Raw genomic sequence first — 26,663 nt, forward strand, 5'->3', positions numbered from 1 at the left:
TGGGAACGCGTGCTGCGACCCTGCCTAACCCCGCGCAGTTTCCCACCCTTCGTTACTGGAGTGACACACGTGACCCCATCAGCCACGGGGCAACACAGGCTGGGAAAACTGCGTGCGCCAAGCCCCGCCAACCTGCCGATCCACCCATACAGTAAGGTTACTTATGAAGTCATCACCTTCAGCCAGCCAGCACCCGACGGCAAGGAGCAGCAGATGAGCACGGATTCAGGCAGCACAGCCGCAGGCGAACGCCGACGGCGGGCAGAGGATGTCGCCGCAAGTGAGGACAGCAGCACCAACAGCAACGAGCCGGATGTGACCCGCCCGCTGAACACCAGCGGAGCTGCCGGAACGCCGCACAACAACACCAAGGTGTTGGGGAACGCCGGCACCCAAAACGACACCGAAGTACTGGGCACCCGAAACGACACTCAGGTTCTGGGGAACGCCCGGAACAGCGGCACCCGGCAGAACGATACCGAGGTGTTGGGGAACGCCGGGAACAGCGGCACCCGCCAAAACGACACTCAGGTTCTGGGGAACGCCGGCACCCGCCAAAACGACACTCAGGTTCTAGGGAACGCCGGCACCCGCCAAAACGACACCGAAGTCCTCGGCAACGGCGATACCCGCCGACACCACACCCAGGTTCTGGGGACCGCTGACACGAGGCGTTACGACGCCGAAGTCACCGGCACCCGCGACCCCAGCGATGCGGCCTACCGTACCGGCCAAACCGCACCTGAGCAGGGCGGAACCACGACCGGACGCACCGGCCGTGGCCCCCGGTCGCAGGGGCTGCCCAACCGCGAAGCCCTGCTGGCCGCGGAACGCGAGCGTTTTGGCGGCTTCAAGTTCGGAGCGGCCTTCTTCGGCTGGCTGACCGCAACCGGCATGGTCGTGCTGCTGTCCGCTGCAGCGGCCGCCATCGGCGCCGCCGTCGGGGTTTCCACCGACACGGACCTCGGGGCAGCCCTGGACCAGGCCGCAGCAAATCAGTCAGCCGGCCTGGCCGGCGCAATCATCACCCTGGCTGTGCTGCTGCTCGCGTACTACGCCGGCGGCTACGTGGCTGGCCGGATGGCACGCTTCAACGGTCTGAAGCAGGGCCTCGCCGTGTGGCTGTGGGCACTCGCGGCGGCCGCCGTCGTCATTATTGTGGGCCTGATCTTCGGCAATGACATCCGCAGCATCACCCAGCTGAATTCTGTGGCGCCGCTGCCCGAGGACCTGGGCAGCATTTCCGCTGGAACCTGGCTGGCTGTGATCGCCAGCGTGGCAGTGAGCCTGATCGGCGCACTCCTGGGCGGCCTGGCGGGCATGCGGTTCCACCGCCGCGTGGACCGCGCCCACTTCCCGCCGGTTCAAGAAACCGTCTAACCGGCGCCGGCTTCCAACCGCCTCCAACGCCAAACGGGGCCGCCTCCTCCTGGAGACGGCCCCGTTTCGCTGCAGTTAGACAAACTTACGGGCTGGGCATTCCGCCGTTGACGTTCAGGGTTTCCCCGACCACGTAGCTGGATTCAGAGGAGGCCAGGAACACATAGGCCGGGGCAAGCTCCGTCGGCTGCCCGGCACGGCCAAGCGGGGTGTCCTTGCCGAACTCCGGCAGGGCATCCTTGGGCTGGCCGTCGGAAACCTGCAGCGGCGTCCAGAACGGGCCCGGGGCGACGGCGTTTACCCGGATGCCCTTGGGCGCCAGCTGCTGGGCGAGGCCCTTGGTGAAGTTGTTGATCGCGGCCTTGGTGCTCGCGTAGTCCAGCAGGTGCGGCGACGGGCTGTACGCCTGGATCGACGTCGAGTTGATGATGCTGGAACCCGCGGGCAGGTGCGGCAGCGCGGCTTTGGTGATGCGGAAGAACGAGTAGATGTTGGTTTTGAATGTGTCGTCCAGCTGCTCGTCGCTGAGATCCTCGAGGCTTTCCACAGCGATCTGCTTGCCGGCGTTGTTCACCAGGATGTCGAGGCCACCGAGTCCGTCAACCGCATCCTGGACCACCTGGGCACAGTACGCCGCGTCCCGTACGTCTCCGGGGAGCCCGACGGCGGTGCGCCCGGCTTTGCGAATCACTTCCATAACGTGCGCGGCGTCTTCCTCTTCCTCCGGCAGGTAGGCGAGGGCGACGTCAGCTCCTTCCCGGGCGAAGGCGATGGCGACCGCCGCGCCAATTCCGGAGTCAGCACCGGTGACCAGGGCTTTGCGCCCTTCGAGCCGCCCGGTGCCGCGGTAGGAATCCTCGCCGCGGTCGGTTTTCGGCTCCAGGTCGGCATCCAGGCCCGGTTCCGGCTGGTCCTGCTTGGGCGGTGAAATGGACGGATACCGGGTGACCGGGTTTTGGAAGGTGTACTGGTCCGCGGTCTGCTTATTGGCCATTGACTATCCCAACTTTCCACAGTTCTTGGACGTGGAGCCGCACGCGGCGGCCCGCCAACCATTTAGGTAAGCATGCTTACTATCCTATGGCGGCGGCAGGGGCGGGTTCAACCCGGGCGGACCGGCTGAAGGCCCGAGAGGAAGGCCCGAGAGAGAAGCCCGCTAAAAGAAGAGGCCCAGGAACCCGACGCTGATGCTTCCCACCAGGCCGATGATGAGGAGCCAGACAATGGGCGTGCGGTACTTGTTCATGTGTCGCATGGTCTTCTCAGTCTACGCGGGACGCCGCTCGCGGGTGAGGACGACGGCGGAGCCGGCAATCAGCGCGGATCCGAGCATCACCAGGGCCAGCGGCAGCGCCGAATACTCGCCGCCGAGGCCGGTCAGGGGTGAGACGGCTGCGCCCATCAGGAACTGTGCTCCGCCAAGGACGGCGGAGCCGCTGCCGGTGGCGCCGGCTGCCTCGGCGAGGGCCAGTGCGGTGGTGTTGCCCATGATGAATCCCAGCGAACAGACCGAGCAGAACAGCGGCACAGCGAGCAGCAGCGGAGGTGCACCGGCCAGGACCAGCACCAGCATGGCCGCCGCCACTCCAATCAGGACCACCACCGCCCGGACGACCATGCGGCGGGCCGGAACGCGGCGGGTCAGGCGGGCGGCGATAAACCCTGCACTCACCATCCCGGCGGCGTTAAGGCCGAACATCAGGCCGTAGACCTCCGGGGAAAGGCCCATGAGGCTTTGATAGATAAAGGGGGACGCCGAGATGTAGCCCATCAGCACCCCGAAGGAGCTGGCGAAGAGCAGCACGTAGCCCAGGAAGCGACGGCGGCGGACCACCAGTCCCAGCCCCTTAAAGGCCGGACCCGGAATGCGTTTCTCCACGGGCAGGGTTTCGCGCACCACCGCGGCGGCGCAGGCGAACATGAGTGCGGCGATCCCGGCCAGCGTCCACAGGACTCCGCGCCAGCCCCAGAGTCCGGTGAGCACACCGCCGAGTGCGGGGGCCAGCACGGGTGCGACCCCGCCAATGGTCATCAGCAAGCTAAAGGTCCGGGCGGCGGCCGCACCGGACGTCAGGTCGGAAGCCACGGCCCGGGCGATCACGGGCCCGGCGGCGGCGCACAGCCCCTGCACGAACCGCGCTCCGATCAGGACCTCCAGGTTCGGCGCGGTGGCACACACCACCGAGGCGAGGACGAACGCACCGGACCCCAGCATCAGCGGCCGGAATCTGCCGTAGCGGTCGGAAACCGGCCCGAAGGCCAGCTGCCCTGCGGCCATACCGATCAGGAAGGCGGTCAGTGTGAGCTGGACACCGGACGCGGAAGACCCCAGGTCCCCGGCAATCTCCGGAAAGGACGGCAGATACAGGTCCGTGGTGAACGGACCGGTGGCGGCGAGGAACGCCAGCACCAGCAGCAGGCCGGTGCTCAGCGGAGCTTTGCTGGCTTGCGGGGCGGGGGTGGGAGGCACCTCCTGATCCTACGGACCGGCACCGGGGCTGGAGAATCCGTTACGCCCGTTCCAGCCCGGCCCGCCGTAGGCCCCGCGGCGGACCGTACGCCGTCCCTCCCGGAAGAACACATGGTGGGCCTAGTGCACCGGGCGGCAGCAGGGCAGACTTGGCGGGAGTTTCCCCACACCCCCGAGAGACAGGAAGCAACGCAATGAACGAGGAACATAAACGCATTGTTGTCGGGGTGGACGGATCCTCGCTGTCACTGGTCGCCCTGCGGACTGCCCACCGGCTCGCCGACCTGCTCGGCTGCCACATCCAAGCAGTGACGGTGTGGTCTTATCCGGTTGCCTTGGCCGTTCCCATCCCGTCCACGGAATGGACCCCACGGGTCGAGGCCGAATCCGCACTGGATGAGGCCCTGGCGGCGGCCTTCGGGCAGGAACTCCCGGAAGGACTCACGAAGACCGCCGTGGCCGGCCAACCGGTCCACGTCCTGGTGGAGGCCAGCAGGGGTGCGGAAATGCTGGTGGTGGGCAGCCGGGGCCGGGGAGGCTTCAAAGGGCTGCTGCTCGGCTCGGTCAGCTCCGCCGCAGCTGCGCATGCCCATTGCCCGGTACTGATCGTGCACCCCGGTGAAACCGACTCGTAGCCGTCTCACCGGGGCACCGAGACTCCTGGCTTAGGCCTTGCTGCCGGCGGCGGCCGGCGCGGGCTGTTCAGCTGCGGGCTGCGGTTCCGCGGCAGGCTCGCCGCGGTCCGGTGCCACGCGGCGCAGTGCCACCAGGGCAGCAGCAGCAGCGGCAACCATCAGGGCGATGCCGATGGCCGACGTCGCCACCACACCGGAGTCGAACGCGGCCTGGGCCGAGGCCAGCAGCTCCGCGGCCTGCGGACCGGGCAGGCTGTTTGCTGCTTCCACTGCACCGCCCAGGGTTTCCGATGCCGCGGAGGCCGCGGCGGGATCCAGGCCTTCCGGGAGCACAACGCCGTTGCGGTAGCCCGCCGTCAGAATGCTGCCCAGCACTGCGGTACCCAGGACCGCACCCACTTCATACGCGGTTTCAGAGATGGCCGACGCCGCTCCCGCCTTCTCGGACGGGACACTGGAGAGGATGAGGTCGTTGGAAATTGTCTCCGCCGAGCCGACGCCGATGCCCAGGATCATAAAGGCGATGATCAGGCCCAGCGGGCTTTCCTGGTGTCCGGTGAACAGCACCACGGTGTATCCGACGGCGCTGAACAGGAGCCCGCCGGCCACTGCGTAGGCGGGGCGCACCCGGCGCACCACCTTCACCACGGCCAGGCCGGCGACGATGGTGAGCATCAGCCCGGGCAGCATCATCACGCCGGCTTCCCGCGGCGTCTGCCCCAGGACGAGCTGCAGGTGCTGGGAGAAGAAGAAGATGAACCCCACCTGTGCGAAGACGCTGAGCAGGTTGGCCGAGATGGAGCCGCTGAACACCGGATTGCGGAACAGCCGGACGTCGAGCATCGGCTCGTCCCGGCGCAGCTGGCGCCGGACGAAAGCGGCACCGAATACCAGTGCCACGGCCATCGGCAGCAGGGAGTCGACGCCGATCCCGTGAGTGGACACGGTCTTGATGCCGTAGACCAGCGGGAACATGGTCGCCATGATCAGCCCGATGCTGAGCGGGTCAATCTTGCCCGGCTTCGGATCCCGGGACTCCGGCAGCAGACGCGGGCCGAAGACCAGCAGCGGAATGAGCACCGGTACGGCCAGCAGGAAGACGGAGCCCCACCAGAAGTGTTCCAGCAGGGTGCCGCCGACAATCGGGCCCAGGGCTGCGCCGCCGGAGAACCCGGCAGCCCAGACGGCAATTGCGATCCGGCGCTGGCTGGGAATCACGAACATGTTCCGGATGATGGACAGCGTGGCGGGCATCAGCATGGCACCGAAGAAGCCGAGCAGGGCCCGGGCACCGATCAGGACCTCAGCGGACGGCGCGAAGGCGGCGGCCACGGAGACCAGGCCGAAGCCGGCGGTGCCGATCATCAGCAGTTTCCGCCGGCCGAACCTGTCGCCGAGGCTGCCCATGGGCACCAGGAGGCCGGCCAGGATCAGCGCGTAGATGTCGATGATCCACAGCAGTTCGGTACCCGAGGGAGCCAGTGCCCGGGACAGTGAAGGCACGGCGAAGCTCAGCACGGTGTTGTCCACCGCCACCAGCAGGACGGCGAGCATCAGGACCGCCAGTCCCAGCCATTCACGTTGTCCAGCCCGCGCGAGCACGGGCCGTTCCTGTACCGCAGGCACAATTCCTCCTTGGATGCTGGCAGGGGTTTCGCCTGCCGAAAATTTGTGGGTTAAAAGACGCGACAGCACGCGGCCGGAGCGGCTGAACGTTACTGTACCGTCTAGACTGTACAGGAAGAGATGGCGTACCGTAAAGCCATGCCTGCACAGACATCCGCCCGGGACCGAGTCCTGTCCGCGTACGAGGAACTGCTGATCAATGAAGGCCCGCGCGGGGCCACGCTCGACGCCGTGACGGCACGGGCCGGCGTCTCCAAGGGCGGGCTGCTCTACCACTTCAAGAACAAGGAAGCCCTTGCTGCCGGCCTGCTCGAGCGGCTGAAGGAACTGGCCGCCGTGGACCTGGAACAGATGCGCACCGATCCGGAAGGGCCGGCGCGTTACCTGGTCCGCACCTCCGTCTACGTGGACAGCGATCTGGACCGGGCGCTGATTGCGGCGGTGCGGCTGGCCCAGGGCTCTGACCCCGCGGCATCGGAGCTCCTGCAGCAGATCCACCGGGACTGGTTCGATCTGGTGCTGGACGAAGTCGGGGACCGGCCGATCGCGCGGGCCATCATGCTCCTGGGTGACGGCCTGTACTACAACGAAGGCCTTCCCGGCGGCTGGCCCCAGGAGAAGAACTCGCCGACCTCGGGGCCGGTGGAGGAACTGCTGGAGATCGTCGACGTCCTCAAGGCCCAGGCCCCCGCCTGCCGCATCTGAGCTGCCCGGGATGCCCGGAACTTCCTGGCCTGGCCTGGCTCTGCCTGGCCGTGCCTGCCCGGGCTGGCAGGGTGCGGTGTGACACAGTTGTGCCATGGAAATGAGCACAGCTGACCTTTATGACGAACAGGGCGAGGCGCTGGCATCGGTCTCCCTGCAGTTCCAGGATCTGGGCGGACAGACCCGCTTCACCGGGACGGTGCGCACCGTCCGCTGCCTGGAGGACAACGGGCTGGTGAAGTCCGTCCTCAACTCCCCCGGCAATGGTGCGGTCTTGGTGGTGGATGGTGCCGGCTCACTCAACACGGCCCTGATGGGGGACATGATCGCCGAAGCCGCCGTGGCCAACGGCTGGGCCGGCGTCGTGATCAACGGCCCCATCCGCGACCGTGCCGCCGTCGCCAAGCTGCCCCTGGGCGTCAAGGCGCTGGGCTCCAATCCGCGCAAGAGTGCCAAGGAATCGGCGGGCGAAGTGGACGTGCCGGTGGAGTTCGGCGGCGTGACGTTCCGCCCCGGCGCCAGGCTCTGGGCCGATGAAGACGGCATCCTGGTCGAACGGTAGGAGCACAGCGTGGCCGACGTCCTGCTGTTCCACTCCGAACTGGGCTTGACCCCGGGAACGGATGCCTTCGCTGATCTGCTCCGGGACGCCGGCCACACCGTCACCGCGCCCGACCTCTATGACGGGCAGGTCTTCGGTACCTTGGAGGCCGGACTGGAGTATGCCGGGGAGATCGGGCTGGAGACAATCGAGGCCCTGGGCGTGCGGATCGCCGAGCAGCTGCCGGAGGACCTGGTCTACATCGGTTTTTCACTGGGCGTTCTCCCGGCCCAGCGGCTGGCGCAAACCCGGCCGGGAGCGCGGGGCGCCGTCCTGGTGAGCTCCTGCGTTCCGCCTGGCGCCTACGCCTACACCTGGCCGGCCGGCGTTCCCCTGCAGATCCATGCCATGGCCGATGACCCGGTTTTTGTAGAGGAAGGGGATCTGGACGCCGCCCGCAACCTCGTCGACTCGATAGCCGGGGACGCAGACTGGGCCGCCGCTGACACACTCAACGACGCGTCCGTCAAGCTCATCCTCTATCCGGGCAGTTCCCATTTCTTCGTGGACATCAGTTCACCGGACTATGACGAGGACTATGCCCATGCCCTGACGTTCAGCGTCCTGGAGCTGCTGGCCGGCATCAACGACGGGATGGACGGCTAACAGCCGCAGCCCGCCCCTGAGGAGGAGCAGGCTGCGGCTTTCGGCAGTTGAGGCGGGGAACCGCTACGCGTTCCAGAGACCGTAGGAATCCGCCAGCGAAGAGATCTTCTGTGCGCGGGCCAGGCGGGGAAGGTAGGAACCGTCACCGACCACGGCACCGGCGGCGTGTGCCTCCAGCAGTTCGTGCGCCCACACGATTTCCGACTCGCTCGGGGACAGGCCCTGGTTGATGGTGTCCGCGGCTTCGGGCATGAGGCACAGCTTGCCGGTCATGCCCATCGAAGCGGTGACCTTGCAGGCGTCCAGCAGCTTCTCGCCCAGGGTTCCCACCGTGGGCCCGTCGATCGGGCCCGGCAGCTGACCCACGCGGGATGCCACCACAAGTTTGGAACGGGCGTAGGCCAGCGCCATCGGATCATCCGACGCGCCGGTGTCGCGGCGGAAGTCGCCCACGCCGAAGGCCAGCCGGAAGGTGCCCGGAGCGCTGGCGATCGCCGTCGCGTTCTCGATGCCGAGCGCCGATTCGACCAGGGCCAGGACCGGGGTGCCGGCCTGCAGCCGCATGGCCGTGTGCGTGACCTGCTCCGGTTTTTCGGTCATGGCCAGCATGACTCCGCGCAGGCCCGGAGCCTTGGACAGCGCCGCGAGATCGTCTGCCCAGAAATCGGTTTCGATCCCGTTGACGCGGACCCAGGCCGTCATTCCGGTGGACAGGGCCTCGACCACGCGTTCACGGGCTGCGGCCTTGCTATCGGAGGGGACGGCGTCTTCCATATCGAAGATGACCGAGTCCGCTTCGGAGGCCAGGGCAGGCCCGAAATTTGCTTCGTCCGCGGCAGATGCCAGGAGCCAGGAGCGGGACAGTTTCGCAGGCAGCGCGGCAGCGCGGCTGTTTCGGAATGGAGCCATAGGAACGAGACTACTTTCCAGCCCCTGAGTTATCCCAACGCAGGGTCTGTTGATGTGACGGCGGTTACTTCATATCCGGACTGCCCTGTGGCTGGCCTGGAGGCACGACGGCGATCTCCTGGCCTTCCGCATCCATCAGCTTTCCATCCTTGATGTGGTCCCCTTCGCGCAGGGTCCGGAGCTGGTCGGTCCGGATCGCCCGGACCGGCGCCTCGGCGAAGACGCTCGGGTCCTCCGAATTCCCCGCCTTGATGTGGTTGAACAGGATATTGAGCAGGATCGCCATCACGGCGGCGGAGCTGATGCCGGAGTGGAAGATGGTGCTGAACCAGGAGGGGAACTGGTCGTAGAACGCCGGCGCGGCAATCGGAATCATGCCGAAGCCCAGGGAGGCGGCCACGATGATCAGGTTCATGTTGTTCTTGTATTCGACCTTGGCCAGGGTGCGGATGCCGCTGGCGGCCACGGTGCCGAAGAGCACGATGCCGGCGCCGCCCAGCACCGGGGTGGGGACGGCGGCAACGACGCGGCCCAGGACCGGGAGCAGGCCCAGGATCACCAGGATCAGGCCGCCGGCACTGACGACGAAGCGGCTCTTCACGCCGGTGATGGCCACCAGTCCCACGTTCTGGGCGAAGGCGCTCTGAGTGAAGGAGTTGAACACCGGGGAGAGGGCGCTGGAGAGCATGTCGGCCCGCAGCCCGTCGGCGATGCGCTTGGAATCAACCTTGGTATCCACGATTTCCCCGACGGCGAGGATGTCCGCCGTCGTCTCGGTGAGGGTCACCAGGATGACGATGCACATGGAAATGATTGCGGCGATCTCAAAGGTCGGCATCCCGAAGGCGAACGGGCTGGGCAGGGCGAAGACCGGGCCCTCTCCCACGCTGGAGAAGTCCGCCTTGCCGACGAACACGGCGAAGACCGTGCCGATCACGATCGCCAGGAGGATGGACAGCCGGGAAATGGCGCTGACTCCCACCTTGCTGAGCAGCAGGACCACCGCCAGGGTGAGTGCCGCCAGCCCAATGTTGGAGACGCTGCCGTAGCCGTCGGCCTTGGAGTTGCCGCCCATGGCCCAGTTCGCGGCCACGGGCATCAGCGTCAGCCCGATGGTGGTGATAACGACGCCGTTGACCACCGGCGGGAAGAAGCGGATCACCTTGGCGAAGATCGGGGTGATGAGCAGGCCGATCACCGACGCTGCGATCACCGCACCGAAAACTGCCTGGATGCCGCCGCCGCCGCTGAGGATCGCGGTCATGGTGGCAACCCCGGCGAAGGAGACACCCTGGACAAGCGGAAGCTGGGAGCCGAAGAAGGGCACGCCGATGGTCTGCAGCAGGGTGGCCGCGCCTCCGACGAAGAGGCACGCAGCGATCAGCAGGCCAATGTCCGCCGAATCCATGCCGGCGGCGGTGCCGATGATCAGCGGCGGGGCGATGATCCCGCCGTACATGGTCAGGACGTGCTGGAATCCGTAGGCAAACATGCTGCCGAGCGGAAGCACCTCATCCTCGGGCCGGGCCGGCCGGGATCCCTTGGCCGCAGCGGCCCTGCGCCGGGTCATCAGCAGAACCCCGCAATGCTGTTCCACACGGGGCTGTCCCCGGTGCTGCCCTCCCGCTGGACCGCGGCTTCGATCAGCCCGTAGGGACGGTCCGCGGCGAAGAAGACTTCGCCGGGGTTGTCCAGACCGAAGGGTTCGAGGTCGACCAGGAAGTGGTGGTTGTTCGGCAGCGAAAGCCGCACTTCATCGATTTCCGGGTGCGTATCCAGCACGGCCCGGCCCATTTCGAACATGGTCTGCTGCAGTGCCAGTGAATGGGTGTTGGCGAAGGTGTCCCGCAGGGCGGTGCGCACCGAGGCGTAGGCGGAGTTGAAGTCGACGCCGTCAAGAGTGTTGTAGCGCCATTTGGCCGTCACATCGGTGGCCAGGATCCGGTCGGTGGTTTCGGCGAGGGTGGTGTACCGGTCCCGCGGAAAGCCGTGGAATTCGGAGCCGGTGGATTTCAGGACGGTCAGATCCGAGATTCCAGCCACCAGGTGCCGCTGGTTTCCGGCGGCCAGCAGGACGGCGGTGCGGACTTCGCTTTTGTCCTTGGCGAAGGCGTGGTCGTGGTCGCTGATCCGGTTCCAGAAGTACTGTTCGGCGGCCCAGCGTCCGCCGGTGACCCAGTCGAATTCTCCGGTGAAGTGGCCGGCCAGGCGGAGCAGGAACTCCTCCGGGGAGCCGACGCCGTCCCGGGCAAAGGCATAGATGGTGTTCTTCTGCGTGTCGGTGGCAACCACCCGGGCATTGTCGCCCTCAGTGTGCGCGGCCTCGAACCCGCCGTGCAGCTGGGAGGTGATGCTGAGGTCTTCAAGGCTGTGGCGTGCCGTGTCCCGGGTGACCTTCACCAGCCGGACTTCGGCCTTGCCGTATTGGTTGGGGCCGAGCACGACCCGTGAGGTACCGGGTCCGCTGGCTCCGGCGGGGTGCGTTGTAGAGGTCATGGCTCAGCTTCCTCGATAGGTGGAATAGGCGAACGGGCTCAGCAGCAGGGGAACGTGGTAGTGCTCCCCGGTTCCAGCAACATTGAAAGTGAGGGTGACGGAGGGGAAGAACGACGGCGTTCCGGCGGCTTCGTACCAGGCCGCGGTGGTGAACTCGATCCGATAGGCCCCTGCCTCGAGCCGGTCCGGGCCGAGGTCGGTGACGCGTCCGTCAGCATCGGTGGTGCCGGTGGCGATCTCCTGCCAGCCCTGCGCCGTTTCGGCCTGCAGGGAGACCGGGATGCCTTGGGCCGGCCGGCCGGCGGCTGTGTCCAGGATGTGGGTGGTGATCTGGCTTTTCACTGGTTCAGGAGCCCTTCGAGTCGGAGGATGGCGATTTCACGCAGCTGCGCGGCGATGACTTCGAGTTCTTCTTCCGGAGAGTTCTCCAGGCGGGCGCCGAGCACTGCCAGGACTTCTTCGGCGCTGCGGCCGGCGGCACGGATCAGGAACACCCGGCCGAAGCGGGACTCGTAGGCTCGGTTGCCTGCTGCCAGCTGGGCCTGGACATCCGCTGAGGTCTCGACGCCGGACTGTTCGCGGCGGGACATTTTCGCTTCGCTGCCGCTGCCGGCCGCCCGCTCACCAATGCGGGGATGATGGGCGAGTGCGGCGTCGATTTCCGCTTCGGTCCAGCCGGGAGCAGCCAGTTCAGCAAACGAGAGCAGTTCCGCGGCTGTCCCAAAGGGCCGGGCCAGCGCGATTTCCGAGGTCCACCGGGGGATGTCGACGCATGGCTTCAGCGCCGCCTGGGCGTCGGAGATGGAGGCCGTGTTGAAGGCGGAGAGGAAGTCCGGGGAAACGTTTAAAGACGGGTCCGGAGACAGGGGCAGGGCCACGGGCGTCAGCTTTCGGTCAGGGATCAGACGGAGGGGACTTCCCGGCGCTGAACACCCTTGACCATCGGCGTTGGCCGACTTGATTCGATGTTCCGGTGAAGTTCCTGGTGATGTTTCTGTTGAAGGTGCTGGGGAGAATTTCCTCGATGCGGAATTTCTATTTCGAACAGTCTGGAGTCCGCCCTCCTGCGTGTCAAGGGTTTGTACTTTTGCGCTTTCTTTTAATCTGCGCGCAACCCACACTTCTTGAGCGTGATGTGGATTTTACAAAACAGTGAAAAAACTTTCGAAAGAGGGATTGCCCTTTTGGCGGCTGCAGCGCATAATCGCAGCGCCGCCTGCCAAAAAGGCCTCAGCCGGCTACCAGGCGGCGGGCAGCCCCGGTATGCCGCGCGGTGAGCTCTTCCAGATCGAGGCCCGGCAGTTCGCCGTCGACCACCTTCCATTCCCCGCCCACCATGACCCGATCTGCGCGGTCCGCACCGCACAGCAGGAGCGCGGAGAGCGGATCGTGGGAGCCGGAGAACCGCAGGTCATCGAGCCGGAAGAGGGCCAGGTCCGCCTGCCTGCCCGGTGCCAGTTCGCCGATATCGCTCCGTCCCAGGGCCCGGGCGGAACCGCGGGTGGCCCAGCCCAGTGCCCGCTCCGGTGTGATGGCTTCGGCTCCGTAGCGCAGCCGCTGCAGGTACAGCGCCTGCCGCGCTTCCAAGATCAGGTTGGAGGCGTCATTGGAAGCCGAGCCGTCCACTCCCAGGCCCACCGGCGCGCCTGCGTCTTCGAGCTCAGCCATCCGTCCAATGCCGGAGGCCAGCCGCATGTTCGACGTCGGGCAATGCGCGACGGCGGTGCCGGCGGCCCCCAGCCGGGCAATCTCGCCGTCGTTGAAGTGCACACCGTGCGCCAACCAGGTGCGGTCCCCCAGCCAGCCGACGCTTTCCAGATAATCGACTGTCCGGAGGCCGAACATCTCCAGGCAGAACGCCTCCTCATCCATGGTTTCGGCGAGATGGGTGTGCAGGCGGACATCGTGGACCTCTGCAAGGGCGGCGCTGGCCTTCATGATTTCCTGCGTCACCGAAAACGGCGAACATGGCGCCAGCCCAATCTGGATCACGGCGCCGTCTCCACGCTCGTGATAGGCGCCGATCAGCCGTTCGCTGTCCGCCAGGATCACCTCTGCGGCCTGGACCGTCCGGCGCGGCGGCAGGCCGCCGTCGTCCTCCCCCAGGCTCATGGAACCGCGGGTCAGCATGGCCCGCATACCCAGCCGCCGGACCACGGCAACCTGCACGTCCACGGCCTGCTCGAGCCCGTCCGGGAACAGGTAGTGATGGTCGGCTGCGGTGGTGCAGCCGGAGCGCAGCAGTTCCGCGAGCGCCACCGTGGTGGCCAGTTCCAGGTCCTCCGGGGACAGCCGGCCCCAGACCGGGTACAGGTTCTTCAGCCAGGGGAACAGCGGCGTGTTCACCACGGGAGCCCAGGCCCGGGTGAGCGTTTGGTAGAAGTGGTGATGGGTGTTGATGAGGCCGGGCAGCAGCACATGGGCGGAGGCGTCGAAGGTGGAGGTGACCGGTGCCGAGGGCTGGCCGCCGGCGGCCACCAGCTCGGTGATCCGGCCCGCCTCGATGACCAGTCCCCCGGCGGCATCGAGGCTGTTGGCGGTGAAGACGGCCAGCGGATTCCTAATCCAGAGGCGGGTGGCCGGGAAGGCGGCTGGGGAGGAGGTCTGCATGGGCGGATCCTTTGCGGGTCGATACCGCTGCGATGCCGCAGTTGCCGGACACCGTAAAAGGCGGCCAGCTCAGTGGAACTTGTCTGCTGATCCAAGAAGTCCGGCGGTTGCCGGCACTTGGCCGCCAGCGTAGACCGGGGTGCCGGAAACGGTCAAGAAAATTTCCTTCCACCGGTCAGCGGCGCCCAGGTGATGCGGCGGGTAACCCGTGGTAGGCTCCTTCCAATTCCGGCCCGGTATGCTGCCGTGCGCATTTCTTCGGACATGCAATGGACACGAAAATGTATTCGGCAACGCGGCATAGCGGCAATAGGAAAAAGAATTGGAAGCGCGGATTTAGGGCCCACCCGGAACCTCACGGGTGATCGGCAGCGGTGGCGGGGTGTGGGGGTCGGTGAGCGGCGGACGCGTGGAGGCCGCCGCGCTGCACGCCACCTGCACGCCCCCGTCGAGGCGATTGCCGAGTGAACTCCCGGGACCGAAGCTTGATGCTGCCACCCCCGGAGAAGTGACACCGTCAGTCTTGGCCGGAGCGACGGCCGCCGCCACATCGGCGCCGCCGGACTGCCACTGTCCGGCCTCACCGGCCCTGTCCACGCCTCATCCCGATCAATCAAACACCTCACAGCCAGCTAGGAGATCCCTGCGCGTGGACATCAACACCATTCCGGACCTGGTCCCTACCGGCGACCCGGCGCACTGGCGTCCCGGAGACGCCTGGCTGGGCGGAGGCACGGTGCTGTTCTCCTCCGGCAGCCAGAGCCTGCAGCGGGTCCTGGACCTCACCCGGGCCGGCTGGGAACCGCTCAGCACCTCGGACGGCGGCCTGGAGATCGCTGCCACCTGCACCGTTGCCGAGCTCTATGCCTTTGCCGGTGACCTGCCGGCCGCCGCCGACTGGACCGCATTGGAACTGCTCCGCCCCTGCTGTGACGCTTTTGTGGCGTCGTTCAAGGTCTGGAACGTGTCCACGGTGGGCGGCAACCTCTGCACTGCACTGCCCGCCGGTCCGATGACCTCCCTGACCGCGGCGCTGGACGGCCAGGCCCTGGTGCTCTCTCCGGACGGCACATCGCGCACCCTGCCGGTCACGGGCCTGGTCACCGGCGACGGGCAGACGTCCCTCGCCCCCGGCGAGCTGCTGCGGAGTGTGACCCTTCCGGCCAGGGCCCTGCAGGCACGCACCGCGATGCGGCGGCTGTCCCTGTCCAACCTGGGCCGGTCCGGAGTCCTGATCATCGGCAGGCTCGATCCGGGCGGCACCTTCGTCCTCACGGTCACCGCTGCCACCGTGCGCCCGGTCCAGCTGCGGTTCGGCAGTGTTCCCGGCCGTGCCGAACTGCGCGGGGCGATAGATGCCACGATTCCCTTCGCCCTGTACCACGACGACGTCCACGGGCTGCCGCAGTGGCGGCAGTACATGACCGAGCGGCTCAGCGAGGAGATCCGCGCCGAACTGGCGCAGGATCCGCAGAGAATGCCGACGCCACAGTGACCTGCGCCGGCACCGGACCGCGCCGTTTGCACCGAGTGCAACGGTGCACTTAGTGTAGTTATGTGCTTCCAGCCTGTTCTGTCCCGGACCGCCGGGCGGCCCTTAAAAGCCGCCACCGGCAGGCGATCGTCGATGCCTGCGCAGCCCTCCTCTCCGAACGGCGCGGCACGGACTTCTCAGTGGATGAACTCGCCCAGCGCGCCGATGTCTCCCGCCGGACGGTGTTTAACCATTTCTCCTCCCTGGATGACGTGGTCACCGAAGTGGGAACCGGCATCGTGGGCGCCGTACTCGCACTGCCGCCAGGCACGGCCCCGGAGGGCCGCTCCCCGCTGGACGACCTGGTGGAGCTGGTCAGCTCACCCTCGTTCATCGAAGCTGTGTCCTACCTGACGCAGGTCCTCGGCCGTGCGGACAGCCGGTCAACTCCGCAAAAGGCAATTCTGGCGTTCCGCTCGGTCACCATGGCAGGAAACCAGGTCATCGCTGCCCTGCTGTCCCGCCACCCGCACGCTGATCCGCTGGACATCGAACTCCTCGTCGGCACATTCGCCGGCGGCGTGAGCGTCATCTACGAGCGCTGGAGCGCCCAGACCGGCGCCGTCGACACAGCCGAATCCCGCGGCGCCTGGCTGGAACTGCTCCAGCGCCTCATTGCTGCCCTCCGCACCGGCCACGGCTCCGGCACACCACCCAGTGCGTCCTGAGCTCCCCTCGCCAATTGACCACCTTCCCCGCAGCAAACCACCATCCTCCGACAAGGACCTCCAATGGCTGAATTCCTGTACCGCCTCGGACAGGCCGCCGCACGGCGTGCCCGCACCGTACTGGCGGTGTGGATCGCTGTGCTGGCTGTCGCCGGAATAGCGTTCGCGCTGTTCGGCGGCACGCTCTCCTCCGCGATCTCCATTCCCAACACCCCCACCACCCAGGTCACCGACCGGCTGCAGCAGGAGCTTCCTGAAGCATCTGGTGGAACCGGTTCAATCGTGCTCCAGACGGAGGACGGCTCGGCCTTCACAGCTGAGCAGCGCGACTCGATCAGCACCCTGATCGAGGATGCCAAAGCCGTGGACGGCGTGGAAAACGCCGTCGACCCCTTTGCCACCGAGACCCAGCGTGAGGAACAGGCCCGACAGCTCGCCGATGGACAGGCCCAGCTGGACGCCGGGCTGCAGCAGATCGAGGCGGCGCGGGCCGAGCTCGACGCCGGCCAGGCGCAGCTGGACGCTGCCCGGGCCCAGGCCGAGGCGTCCGGGATGCTCGCCATGGCCGCACCGCAGCTGGACGCACAGCAGGCCCAGCTCGACGCCGGCCGGGCGGAGCTGGAAGCCCAGGCCGCCGCGGCTGAGGAACAGGCACCGCAGCTGGAGCAGGCCGCGGCCCTGCTGAACATGGCCAAGGAAATCCGCATGGTCTCCGAGGACGGCAGCACGGCAGTCGTGACCGTGGTCTTCGAGGACACCCAGATGGAGATTCCGCAGGAGACCAAGGATGCCGTGGTTGCCGTGTTCGACGGCACCCCGGTGGACGGTGTGACCGCCGACTTCTCGGCCGACATCACCCAGGGCATCCCCAGCATCGTGGGCGTCGGCGAGGTCGTCGGCCTGGTCATCGCTGCCATCGTCCTTGTGGTGATGCTCGGCACCCTCGTCGGTGCCGGACTTCCGCTGGTGACCGCTCTCATCGGCGTCGGCATCGGCGCCCTCGGCGCCCTGGCCTTCTCCGGCGTGGTCGAAATGATCTCCGTGACCCCCGTGCTGGGTCTGATGCTGGGCCTGGCCGTGGGCATCGACTACACCCTGTTCATCGTCAACCGGCACCGCCGGCAGCTCAAGAACGGCTTCGAACTCGAAGAGTCCATCGGCCTGGCCAATGGCACTTCCGGCAACGCCGTCGTCTTCGCCGGCGCGACCGTGCTGATCGCACTGCTCGCCCTGAACATCAGCGGCATTCCGTTCCTGGGCCTGATGGGCACCGTGGGCGCTGCGTGCATTGCGATTGCCGTGCTGATCGCCGTGACCCTGACCCCGGCGCTGCTGAAGCTCGTTGGCATGCGCATCCTGAGCAAGAAAGAACGGGCCTCCATCTCCTCCGCGGCCGAGGCCGGCACGCCCGCCCCCGCAGCTGCTCCGGTGAAGCCCATGTCCACGCTCAGCGCGGTTCTGACGGCGGTGGCGGCGATCGCCGCCCTGCTCGTCATCGCAGTCCCCTCGATGGATATGCGGACCGGCCTGCCGGACGGCTCCTCCGAGCCGCATGACTCCACGCAGTACCAGGCATACTCCGCCCTGTCGGAGAAGTTTGGCGAGGGCCAGAACGGCACCCTGCTGGTTGTGGCGGAGCTTCCGTCCGAACCGACCGATGCTGAAGCAACCGCCGCACAGGCCGAGATTGCCCAGATCCTCTTCGACCAGGACGGTGTGTCCGCGGTAGCGCCCGTCGGCTCCTCCGAAGACGGCAGCACGGTCGCCTTCCAGGTGGTCCCTACCGAGGGGCCCACCAGTGAGTCCACCGAAAACCTGGTCCACACCCTGCGGGATATGTCCCCGCTGGATGGAACGTATGAGATCGGCGTGGCCGGCTCCGCGAGCGGCAACATCGACATCTCGGACAAGCTCTCCGATGCGCTGCCCATCTACCTGGGCGTCGTCGTCGGCCTCTCCCTGCTGATCCTGATCCTGGTGTTCCGGTCCATCTATGTTCCGGTCATCGCCACGCTCGGGTTCGTGCTCTCCTACTTCGCGGCCCTCGGCGGTGTGGTGGCGATCTACCAGTGGGGCTGGCTCGCAGGAGTCTTCAACGTGGAGACCCCGGGCCCGATCCTGAACTTCCTGCCGACCATCCTGGTGGGCATCCTGTTCGGGCTGGCCATGGACTACATGCTGTTCATCGGCTCCGGAATGCGGGAAGCGTATGCCCACGGAGCGCCGTCGCGCGTCGCCGTGGTCCAGGGTGTCCGGGCCGGGAGGTCCGTGGTGACCGCCGCAGCCATCATCATGGTCTCGGTCTTCGGCGGCTTCGTCTTCTCCCACAGTGCGATGATCCGGCCCATCGGCTTTGCCCTCGCCTTCGGCGTGCTGCTGGATGCCTTTGTGGTGCGGATGCTGCTGATCCCGGCGCTGATGCACTTGGCCGGGGACAAGGCCTGGTGGCTGCCGAAATGGCTGGACAAGATCCTGCCGGACGTCGACGTCGAGGGTGCTTCGCTGGAACGCCGGCACCCGCACGAGGTCCCTGAGCAGGCCGAACCGGTGAAGCAGGCCTAGCCGCCCGCTCTTCCCCCTCAGATAAAACAGCAGCTGCCCCCGGCCCCGGCCGGGGGCAGCTGCTGTTTGGCGGGTCCATACTGGTGGCGTGGCTGCGGCAGCCCCGTCATATTGCGCCTGCATTCGACATAAAATATTGGACTGGGTCCAAAACGTTTTACGCTGGCAGCGGCAGCGGATGACCCTGGGGGGACGAATACCCATCCGCTGCGGCGTCCTATCCTGCCTCTCCCCCGGCACATCATTTCTGCCGACCGAGGAGAAGCCAGCTTGAACCGCCCACGCCCCAAACATCTCTCATTAGCCGCTGCAGCGGCGGCCGCAGTCCTTGCACTCGGCGCCTGCACACCCGCCTCGTCAGCTGAGGATGCCGCATCAATCCATGCCTGCCTCGACAGTTCGACGCTGGATTTCTCCAGCATCACCTCGGAGGCCGGCACGTTGTCCTGTGGCCCGAATGAGCTGCCGGTGTCGTGGCTGGCTGCTGGGCCTGTTGACGGAACAGTACCCACTTTTGCCGCGACCGCCGGGCCGTCCAACGGCGCCGACGGCGCGTCAGGCAAACCCGGAGACAAGGGCGAAAAGGGCGATGCCGGCGAGAAGGGCGATGCGGGCGAGAAGGGCGATGCGGGCGCCTCCGGAGCACAGGGTCCAGCCGGATCCAACGGATCCAACGGATCCAACGGCGCCGACGGAACGGCTGGAACTGACGGGGCAGCCGGGACCAACGGCGCTGACGGGGCACCGGGAGCAGCAGGACCGGCCGGCGCCGATGGGACCGACGGTGCTGACGGCGCTGACGGGGCACCCGGAGCAGCAGGACCGGCCGGTGCCGATGGGACCGACGGCGCTGACGGCGCCGTCGGTGCACCGGGACCCGCCGGAGCAACAGGCCCCGCCGGGGCCAACGGCGCTGACGGGGCGGACGGAATTGACGGGGCGGACGGGCTTCCCGGCCGTGACGGAAATACCATCCGCAATGGCGTGGGTGCGCCGGCTGCCGCCCTTGGTGTGGACAGTGATTTTTACCTGGATACAACAACCTTCGCCGTCTACGGACCAAAATCCTCCGGCACGTGGCCCGGAGGAACCCAAAGCCTTATCGGACCACAGGGACCAATAGGTCCGGAGGGGCCGCAGGGTCAGGCTGGCCCGGAAGGGGCCCAGGGCACCCAGGGCGTGCAGGGCATTCAGGGTCCAACCGGCCAGATAGGAGCCGTCGGACCGGCAGGACCGGCCGGGCCGCAGGGGCCTCAGGGAGCCCCCGGCGACGGATCAGTTTTCACCGGGTCCCTGCCGTTCATCGATCCTTCGGACACCGCCGCCTTCATCCCGCTGTCCGGCACCTCGGCGGTCGCCGCTGAGCCTGACGCAGCAACCGCACTGCCCCTGGGCGGCACCCTGTCCGGTTTCACCGGCGCCGTCACCCCACGGGCCGGCACGGTGACCCTCACTGTCCGGGTCAACGGCTCGGACACCGGTCTGGCCTGCACGCTGGCGGACATGATTGCTGCCTGCACCGCCCCGGCCACACCGGTCACCGTCTCCGCCGGCGACTCGGTCAGCATCGGCTACGCTTCCACCGGCGGGCTGCCGGTGAAGAACCTCCGGTACGCACTTGGCTTCAACGGCGCGCAGCCGTGATCCCGGCCAAGGGGCCCCGCCGGCGGATTTTCCTGGCCGCGACGGCCGCGCTGGCAGCAGTCGCAGCCAGCGGGGTGCCGGCGTACGCCGCCACCGGGAAGCCTGATCCCTATGCGGCCCAGACGTGGGAGCGGCTGGTCGGTGACACCCTGTCCGTCGGCGGCCTGCAGGTTCGACTCACCGGCGTCGAGCGCTCCACAGCGGGCTTCCGGCTGGTGATGGAGTCCGATTCCGCGGACATCGCCGAAGGACTCCACTCCGTCCGCCATCCGGGAATCGGCCCGGTGGACCTCTTCCTGACCTCACACGGGCGGCGTGCGCTGGCCGTCTTTACCCACCTACCCAAAGGACAGCAGTTATGAGCGATCAGTATCTCGGTGAGATCCGCATGGTTGGGTTCAATTTCGCCCCCGATGGCTGGGCACACTGCAACGGACAGATCCTGCCGATCCAGCAGAACACTGCACTGTTTGCACTGCTTGGAACCTTGTACGGCGGGAACGGAGTGACCACCTTTGCACTGCCGAATCTCCAGGGCACCTTTCCGCTCCATATGGGACCAGCTCCCAGCGGCTCCTATTACAGCCAGGGGCAGCGGGGAGGCCAGGAAGCGGTTGTGCTTAATCACCAGGAGATGCCTGCCCACGCACATGCTCAGTACGGGTCGGTTGAGCAGGTTTCCGACCGGCCCGCAGGAAAGGTTCCCGCCCGCGGGGGCAGTTACGGGACCATCAGCTCAGGCGCCGACATGGCACCAACAGGGGTAGCGGGCGGCAACCAGCCGCATAACAACATGCCCCCGTATCTGGCAATCAATTTCATCATCGCCCTGCAAGGCATCTTCCCGCCGCGGAGTTAGGACGCCCGGGGCCTAGCGGCGTCCCACTGAAGCGAAAACATGGTGCCCGTTTCTCCGCAGAGAAGCGGGCACCACGCAACCAGCCGAGCGGGCTAGTCCTTCCAGCCCAGTTCCCGGGCAACATCGGCGATGTTTCGCATCAGATGCGCGTTGTAATCCACGCCGAGCTGGCTGGGCAGCGCGAACAGCACGTAGTCGGCCTCCGTCACGGCATCATCGGCGGCCAGCTGCCGGGCTACCTGTTCCGGAGCGCCGGCAAAGGTCGGCCCGGAGCGCGCGGCCAGGCCGTCGATCACACCAACACCTTCCTGGGACTCGTTCCGCAGGCCGAAGTACCGCCGGTCCGCATCCGTGGTGATTGGGAACGCACTGCGGGTCACTGCGGAAAGCCCAGATCCGGCATGCCCGCACTCAGCGTAGGCCTTGCGGTAGTCCCGCACCTGGTCAGCCTGCTGGACATGGAAGGGACGCCCGTCGTCCGCCAGCAGCAGCGTGGAGCTCAGCAGATTCATGCCGGAGCGGGCAGTCCACAGGCCCGAATCATAGCTGGCCGCTCCCCACCAGATCCGGTCCGGGAGCCCAGGCGACTGGGGCTGGACCGCCAGGTCCGGCGCCAGCCCCCGGCTGAGAGCGGGCTGCGAATGAGCCACTGGCTGGCCGCTGATGGCGCGGCGGAAAAGACTGGCCCGGGCCCGCGTGTTTTCTGCCCAGGTTTCGTTCTCACCGAGGGTGTACCCGAAGACAGCCTGTCCATCGGCGGCAGGTTCGGGTGATCCCCGGCTAATCCCCAGCTGCAGCCGTCCGTTGCTGAGCAGATCAACGGCCGCTGCCTCCTCTGCCATGTAGAGCGGGTTTTCGTAGCGCAGGTCGACGACGCCCGTACCGACGTCGAGCGTTGTGGTCCGTGCTGCCATCGCGGCGAGCAGCGGGAACGGGGCTGCGAGTGACTGATCAAAGTGGTGGACCCGGACCCAGGCGCCGTCGAACCCTGCCTCCTCGGCAGCCACGGCCAGTTCCACGCTGTCGCGCAGCGAGGCCCCCGCCGTCCCCACGCGGGCGCCTGGCACGTCCCGGTAGTGACCGAAGGAGAGGAAGCCGATTTTCTTGGGCATGGATAAGGCCTTTCATGCTGGTGCGGCAGATTGGCTGCAGCCAATCTAACTGTATGCATATGCATGAATAGAAGCCAATTCCCGGGCGGGATATTCCCGGACGAGGGAGGGGCGGACAAACGGTCAGCCTAGATCGCCTTGCCCGGGTTCAGGATGCCCAGCGGGTCCAGTGCCTGCCGGACCGCGTGCATTACCTCCAGGGAGACACTCCCAAGCTCCTCTTCCAGCCAGTCCCGCTTGAGCAGGCCGATGCCGTGTTCACCGGTGAGGGTGCCGCCCAGGGACTTGGCCAGGTGGAACATCTCCCCCAGCGCCGCTTTCGGCGGGCCTTCCGTGACTGAATCCTCCGGATCCATCACGATCATCGGATGCAGGTTCCCGTCCGAGGCGTGGGCAACGGTGAAGATCCGCACCCCGGTCCGCGCCGAAATCTCCTCCAACCCGGCCACCACCTCCGCCAGCTTGCCGCGGGGCACGCCGATGTCTCCGATCGAGACCCGGCCCAGCTTTTCCAGCGACGGAATTGCTTCCCGCCGGGCTGTGACCAGGGCGGCTGCCTGGGCATCATCGACCGCCTTTTCACAGGTGCCAAAGGGCGCGACGGCGTCCATCACCACATCCTGTTCCAGGAACGCGCCGTGGCCGTCGGTCTGCACCAGGAGGAATGAGGCGCCGCGGGAACGGTAATCCGTGCCCAGCGCGGCATCCACGGCCTCCAGGGTCTGCCCATCCATCAGTTCCATCATCGAGGGCTGGATCCGGGACGCAACCACCGCCGAGGCAGCGCGCGCAGCCTGCTCCACGGAGGAGAAGAACGCCGCGACCGTAGCCGTCTGGACCGGGAGCGGCCGCAGCCGCAGGGTCGCCTCGACCACGATGCCGAGGGTGCCTTCCGAACCGATAATCAGTGCGTTGAGGTCGTAGCCGCTGACCCCCTTGATGGTTTCGCGCCCGGTGCGCAGTTCCCGCCCGTCGGCGAGGATGACGCGCAGCGCCAGGACCGCTTCCCGGGTGACACCGTACTTGGCGCAGCGCATTCCGCCGGCGTTCGTGGCGATGTTCCCTCCGATGGAGCAGATGGCGGTGCTCGCCGGATCCGGAGCGTAGAAGAGTCCGTACTCCCCCGCTGCCGCATTCAGCTCAGCATTCAGGACGCCGGGCTGGACCACTGCCAGCTGCTCCTCCGGATCGATCCGCAGGATCTTGTTCATCCGGGAGACGTCCAGCACCACTTCCCCGGCCCGCGCCGTGGAACCTGCGGCCAGCCCGGTTCCGGCACCGCGTGGCACCACCGGAACCCGGTGCGCAGTGGCGAGCCGGAGGACGCTGGCAACCTCCCCGGCGTCGTACGCGAAAACCACTCCGTCCGGCAGGCTGGGCGGCTGGTACCCGGACCGGTCCGTGCCGGCTGCCTCCCGGTCCGCGGAATGGACTGAGGCATGCGCCGCTTCCGCCAGCAGGGCCGCCGTCCGGCCGGCCGCAGGTTCGGAAACTGTGCGGGACGGCAGAGATTCGGTGCTCACTACGGGACCATCCAACCCAGAACGGGCGTGGACTGCAGCCAGATGAGCAGGGTCATCAGGACCAGTAGGCCCAGACTCCAGCCGATGAGCTTGCGCAGCAGTGTGCCTTCGACGCCGTTCAGGCCCACCGCGGCTGCCGCAATGGCCAGGTTCTGCAGCGAGAGCATTTTGCCCAGGACGCCTGCCGAGGAGTTGGAAGCCGCCATCAGCGTGGGCGACAGCCCGGTTTCATTGGCCGCTGCGACCTGCAGCTGGCCGAAAAGCGAGTTGGAGGACGTGTCCGAGCCCGTCAGGGCCACACCGATCCACCCCAGGAGCGGCGACAGCAGGGCGAAGAAACCGCCGGCAGAGGCGAGTGCCACGCCCAGGGTGGTGGTCTGGCCGGACAGGTTCATCACGAAGGACAGCGCAAGCACCGAACACACCGTCACGATGGTCCAGCGCAGCGTCTTGAGGGTTTCCCCGTAGATGCGTATACCCGCGGCCGGCTTGACGCGGTAGAGCAGCATGGTCAGGAGGCCGGAAACCAGCAGCAGCGTTCCGGTCGCCTTCAGATGGTCGAACCGCAGGTTCTGCGCCCCCACGGGATCACCGGCGGAGTTCACCACGTCCAGGCCCGGCCAGTGGAAAGTAACACCTCCGACGGCGGTCAGCCACGCCTTGATCGGCGGGATCTGCGCAAGGGAGAAGATCACGATGATGATCAGGTACGGAGCAATGGCGAGCCACACACTGCGGCCCGGGGGCCTCGCCGAGTCCTGCTCCCCGCTGTCACCGCTTCCCGCCGGGGAACCCGTTTCACTCCCGCCTCCGGTCCGGGTCAGGGTGGCCGTTGCCTCCGCGGCGCCGAGCCTCGCGCCCTCGCCGCGGAGCCCCTCGGCGTCGTCATTAACGGCTTCCCCCGACATTCCGATGAGTTCCTTGGGCTGCCAGACCCGGAGCATGGCCAGAACGGCGATCACGGTTGCCACGGCGGCTACCACATCGGTCAGCTCAACCACGAAGAAGTTCGAGGCCACAAACTGGGCGAGCCCAAAAACGAACCCCGCCACCAGTGCCACGGGCCAGGTCTGCCGGACACCCCGTCTGCCGTCGACCAGGAACACCAGGATCAGCGGGACGACCAGGGCGATGAACGGAGTCTGCCGGCCGGTCATGGAGGACAGTTCGTGCAGCGGGATCCCGGTTACCCCATTCAGCGCGATAATCGGGGCGGCCATCGCGCCGAACGCCACCGGCGCGGTATTGGCCAGCAGGGACACTATGGCTGCCTTCAGCGGTTTCATCCCTGCCGCCATCAGCATGGCCGCCGCAATCGCCACCGGTGCGCCGAACCCGGCCAGGGATTCGAGCAGGGCACCAAAACAGAATGCAATCAGGATCGAAAGGATGCGCAGATCATCCGAGATGGAGCGGATCGTCCTGCCCAGGACATCGAACCAGGGTGTTGCCACCGTCAGGTTGTAGATCCACAGCGCGTTGATAAGGATCCAAAGGATGGGGAATACCGCGTAGAACGCACCCAGTGCCGTGGCCGACAATGTCTGGTCCACGGGCATTCCCCAGCCGAAGATGGCCAGCAGAATGGACAGCACCAAGGCAATGATCCCCGCCTGGTACGCCTTCAGGCGGAAGACGCCCAGCAGGACGAAAAGCAGGAGGAGCGGCAGCGCAGCCAGGATGGCTGAAAGTACCAGGGAACTGCCGACCGGATCGAGCATCTGTTCAAACTGCGCCGTAGGGACACCCACAAAAACTCCCTTGTTTTTGCTCGGCCGGATCACTCCGGTCCTGATCGGGACTTAGGTTGGGTTGACCCTAGGCTTGCGCCTCCGACGGGTCAACGCTCTCCCGTCTCCTTTTGCCGCCGAAACGCCAGAAACTCTTCCTTTGGGTGCCTAATAGATCCATTTCCGCTATTCCGGCGGACGCCTTTTGCCGCGCTGGGGCAGGATGTATTCATGAGTTCAAACAATTCCCGCACCGCTGTTATTACCGGGGCCGGCTCCGGTATTGGCCGGGCCACGGCCCGCGCCTTCCTCGCCGCCGGCTGGCAGGTGGCACTGGCCGGCCGGCGCGAAGAAGCGCTGGTTGAAACGGCCGAAGCTAATCCGCGCGCCCTGGTGGTACCCGCGGACGTCACGCGGCCCGACGACGTCGAGCGCCTGTTCAGCGCCGCCGCCAGCGCATTTGGCCGGGTGGATGTGCTCTTCAACAATGCCGGCAGCTTCGGACCCGCCGGGTCCGTTGACGAAATCAGCCTGAGCGACTGGAACAGCACGCTGGCCGTAAACCTCACCGGGACCATGCTCTGCGCGGCCGCGGCAATGCGGCAGATGAAACGGCAGGAGCCGCGGGGCGGCCGGATCATCAACAACGGCTCGGTCTCCGCCATCGCGCCGCGCCCGCTGGCGGCCGCGTACACCGCGACCAAGCACGCCGTCACCGGCCTCACCAAGTCAATCGACCTGGACGGGCGCAGCTTCGGAATCAGCTGCGCCCAGATCGACATCGGCAACGCCGCCACCGGCCTGCTGGACGGGATCACCAACGGCGGGGCACTGCAGCCGGACGGCTCCCGCCGGGTGGAACCGACATTCCCGGTGGAAGAGGCTGCCCGGACGGTTCTGTTTATGGCCGGACTGCCGGCCTCAGCAAACCCCGGGTCGGTGGTTCTGACCGCGGCCGGCATGCCCTTCCTGGGCCGGGGCTAAACCGGCGCA

General features: G+C 66.9%; 24 protein-coding genes. 12 read left to right on the forward strand and 12 right to left on the reverse strand.

The genetic code is table 11. From position 1 onward, the window contains the following. Positions 1-213: 213 nt before the first annotated feature. On the forward strand, positions 214-1,380 hold the full coding sequence (locus ArtHe_RS13885; RefSeq protein ID WP_248317492.1) for a hypothetical protein: 1,167 nt from the start codon (positions 214-216) through the stop codon (positions 1,378-1,380). A gap of 85 nt (positions 1,381-1,465) precedes the next feature. Here ArtHe_RS13885 and ArtHe_RS13890 read toward each other — a convergent pair whose 3' ends face one another. Together ArtHe_RS13890 and ArtHe_RS13895 are read right to left on the reverse strand one after the other, a co-directional pair. Beyond that, positions 1,466-2,374 (reverse strand): SDR family oxidoreductase, encoded by a 909-nt coding sequence (locus ArtHe_RS13890; RefSeq protein WP_248317493.1) that lies wholly within the window; start codon positions 2,372-2,374, stop codon positions 1,466-1,468. Between the two features lie 273 nt (positions 2,375-2,647). Then, positions 2,648-3,850, reverse strand: a complete 1,203-nt coding sequence (locus ArtHe_RS13895) for a multidrug effflux MFS transporter (RefSeq protein ID WP_248317494.1) — start codon at positions 3,848-3,850, stop codon at positions 2,648-2,650. Between the two features lie 194 nt (positions 3,851-4,044). On the opposite strand from ArtHe_RS13895, the gene ArtHe_RS13900 reads away from it, so the two are divergent. Beyond that, the gene (locus tag ArtHe_RS13900) at positions 4,045-4,485 is read left to right on the forward strand and encodes a universal stress protein (protein ID WP_248317495.1); all 441 of its coding nucleotides are present in this window, start codon (positions 4,045-4,047) and stop codon (positions 4,483-4,485) included. Positions 4,486-4,515: 30 nt separating this feature from the next. On the opposite strand, the gene ArtHe_RS13905 is transcribed toward ArtHe_RS13900, so the two are convergent. Next, on the reverse strand, positions 4,516-6,039 hold the full coding sequence (locus ArtHe_RS13905) for an MFS transporter (RefSeq protein WP_248319809.1): 1,524 nt from the start codon (positions 6,037-6,039) through the stop codon (positions 4,516-4,518). Between the two features lie 192 nt (positions 6,040-6,231). Here ArtHe_RS13905 and ArtHe_RS13910 point away from each other — a divergent pair, with 192 nt between their 5' ends. The 3 genes from ArtHe_RS13910 to ArtHe_RS13920 all read left to right on the forward strand — a co-directional run bounded on the left by ArtHe_RS13910 (position 6,232) and on the right by ArtHe_RS13920 (position 8,023). Continuing rightward, a complete protein-coding gene (locus tag ArtHe_RS13910) occupies positions 6,232-6,816 on the forward strand; it encodes a TetR/AcrR family transcriptional regulator (protein WP_248317496.1) in 585 nt (194 codons plus the stop codon). A 100-nt stretch (positions 6,817-6,916) separates the two neighbouring features. Beyond that, a complete protein-coding gene (rraA, locus tag ArtHe_RS13915) occupies positions 6,917-7,378 on the forward strand; it encodes a ribonuclease E activity regulator RraA (RefSeq protein ID WP_248317497.1) in 462 nt (153 codons plus the stop codon). A gap of 9 nt (positions 7,379-7,387) precedes the next feature. Continuing rightward, a complete protein-coding gene (locus ArtHe_RS13920; RefSeq protein ID WP_066302233.1) occupies positions 7,388-8,023 on the forward strand; it encodes a dienelactone hydrolase family protein in 636 nt (211 codons plus the stop codon). A gap of 63 nt (positions 8,024-8,086) precedes the next feature. On the opposite strand, the gene ArtHe_RS13925 is transcribed toward ArtHe_RS13920, so the two are convergent. The 6 genes from ArtHe_RS13925 to ArtHe_RS13950 form a co-directional block, all read right to left on the reverse strand. Continuing rightward, positions 8,087-8,932, reverse strand: coding sequence for a CoA ester lyase (locus ArtHe_RS13925; RefSeq protein ID WP_248317498.1), 846 nt, complete (start codon positions 8,930-8,932; stop codon positions 8,087-8,089). A gap of 64 nt (positions 8,933-8,996) precedes the next feature. Continuing rightward, entirely contained in the window at positions 8,997-10,502 is a 1,506-nt protein-coding gene (locus ArtHe_RS13930; protein WP_248317499.1) for a nucleobase:cation symporter-2 family protein, read from the reverse strand. After that, positions 10,502-11,428: a factor-independent urate hydroxylase gene (gene pucL / locus ArtHe_RS13935; protein ID WP_248317500.1), complete on the reverse strand. Its 927-nt coding sequence runs from the start codon at positions 11,426-11,428 to the stop codon at positions 10,502-10,504. Before pucL ends, ArtHe_RS13930 begins: the two co-directional genes overlap by 1 nt. Positions 11,429-11,431: 3 nt before the next feature. After that, positions 11,432-11,770, reverse strand: a complete 339-nt coding sequence (gene uraH, locus ArtHe_RS13940; protein ID WP_248317501.1) for a hydroxyisourate hydrolase — start codon at positions 11,768-11,770, stop codon at positions 11,432-11,434. Continuing rightward, positions 11,767-12,306 (reverse strand): 2-oxo-4-hydroxy-4-carboxy-5-ureidoimidazoline decarboxylase, encoded by a 540-nt coding sequence (gene uraD, locus ArtHe_RS13945; RefSeq protein ID WP_248317502.1) that lies wholly within the window; start codon positions 12,304-12,306, stop codon positions 11,767-11,769. Before uraD ends, uraH begins: the two co-directional genes overlap by 4 nt. Positions 12,307-12,658: 352 nt before the next feature. Then, positions 12,659-14,038, reverse strand: coding sequence for an 8-oxoguanine deaminase (locus ArtHe_RS13950; RefSeq protein WP_248317503.1), 1,380 nt, complete (start codon positions 14,036-14,038; stop codon positions 12,659-12,661). A 649-nt stretch (positions 14,039-14,687) separates the two neighbouring features. Here ArtHe_RS13950 and ArtHe_RS13955 point away from each other — a divergent pair. The 6 genes from ArtHe_RS13955 (at position 14,688) to ArtHe_RS13980 (ending at position 21,305) form a co-directional block, all read left to right on the forward strand. Then, positions 14,688-15,533 (forward strand): FAD binding domain-containing protein, encoded by an 846-nt coding sequence (locus ArtHe_RS13955; RefSeq protein WP_248317504.1) that lies wholly within the window; start codon positions 14,688-14,690, stop codon positions 15,531-15,533. 62 nt (positions 15,534-15,595) lie between these two features. After that, entirely contained in the window at positions 15,596-16,240 is a 645-nt protein-coding gene (locus tag ArtHe_RS13960; RefSeq protein ID WP_248317505.1) for a TetR/AcrR family transcriptional regulator, read from the forward strand. A 63-nt stretch (positions 16,241-16,303) separates the two neighbouring features. Next, positions 16,304-18,802 (forward strand): MMPL family transporter, encoded by a 2,499-nt coding sequence (locus ArtHe_RS13965; RefSeq protein WP_248317506.1) that lies wholly within the window; start codon positions 16,304-16,306, stop codon positions 18,800-18,802. A 270-nt stretch (positions 18,803-19,072) separates the two neighbouring features. Further along, complete coding sequence (locus tag ArtHe_RS13970; protein ID WP_248317507.1) at positions 19,073-20,446, forward strand: hypothetical protein; 1,374 nt, start codon at positions 19,073-19,075, stop codon at positions 20,444-20,446. Next, the gene (locus ArtHe_RS13975) at positions 20,443-20,808 is read left to right on the forward strand and encodes a hypothetical protein (RefSeq protein WP_248317508.1); all 366 of its coding nucleotides are present in this window, start codon (positions 20,443-20,445) and stop codon (positions 20,806-20,808) included. Before ArtHe_RS13970 ends, ArtHe_RS13975 begins: the two co-directional genes overlap by 4 nt. After that, positions 20,805-21,305 carry a tail fiber protein gene (locus tag ArtHe_RS13980; protein WP_248317509.1) on the forward strand — a complete coding sequence of 167 codons (501 nt, stop codon included), beginning with the start codon at positions 20,805-20,807 and terminating at the stop codon, positions 21,303-21,305. The genes ArtHe_RS13975 and ArtHe_RS13980 overlap by 4 nt, the downstream gene beginning before the upstream one ends. 92 nt (positions 21,306-21,397) lie before the next feature. Here ArtHe_RS13980 and ArtHe_RS13985 read toward each other — a convergent pair whose 3' ends face one another. The 3 genes from ArtHe_RS13985 to ArtHe_RS13995 form a co-directional block, all read right to left on the reverse strand. Next, positions 21,398-22,417, reverse strand: a complete 1,020-nt coding sequence (locus ArtHe_RS13985) for an LLM class flavin-dependent oxidoreductase (protein ID WP_248317510.1) — start codon at positions 22,415-22,417, stop codon at positions 21,398-21,400. Between the two features lie 128 nt (positions 22,418-22,545). Then, positions 22,546-23,940, reverse strand: coding sequence for an FAD-linked oxidase C-terminal domain-containing protein (locus ArtHe_RS13990; RefSeq protein WP_248317511.1), 1,395 nt, complete (start codon positions 23,938-23,940; stop codon positions 22,546-22,548). Next, positions 23,940-25,661 carry an L-lactate permease gene (locus ArtHe_RS13995; protein ID WP_248319811.1) on the reverse strand — a complete coding sequence of 574 codons (1,722 nt, stop codon included), beginning with the start codon at positions 25,659-25,661 and terminating at the stop codon, positions 23,940-23,942. Before ArtHe_RS13995 ends, ArtHe_RS13990 begins: the two co-directional genes overlap by 1 nt. A gap of 240 nt (positions 25,662-25,901) precedes the next feature. Here ArtHe_RS13995 and ArtHe_RS14000 point away from each other — a divergent pair, with 240 nt between their 5' ends. Then, positions 25,902-26,654, forward strand: a complete 753-nt coding sequence (locus ArtHe_RS14000) for an SDR family oxidoreductase (protein ID WP_248317512.1) — start codon at positions 25,902-25,904, stop codon at positions 26,652-26,654. Positions 26,655-26,663: the final 9 nt, after the last annotated feature.

Source organism: Arthrobacter sp. Helios (genome assembly GCF_023167125.1).
In the GTDB taxonomy this organism is placed as follows: domain Bacteria; phylum Actinomycetota; class Actinomycetes; order Actinomycetales; family Micrococcaceae; genus Arthrobacter_B; species Arthrobacter_B luteolus.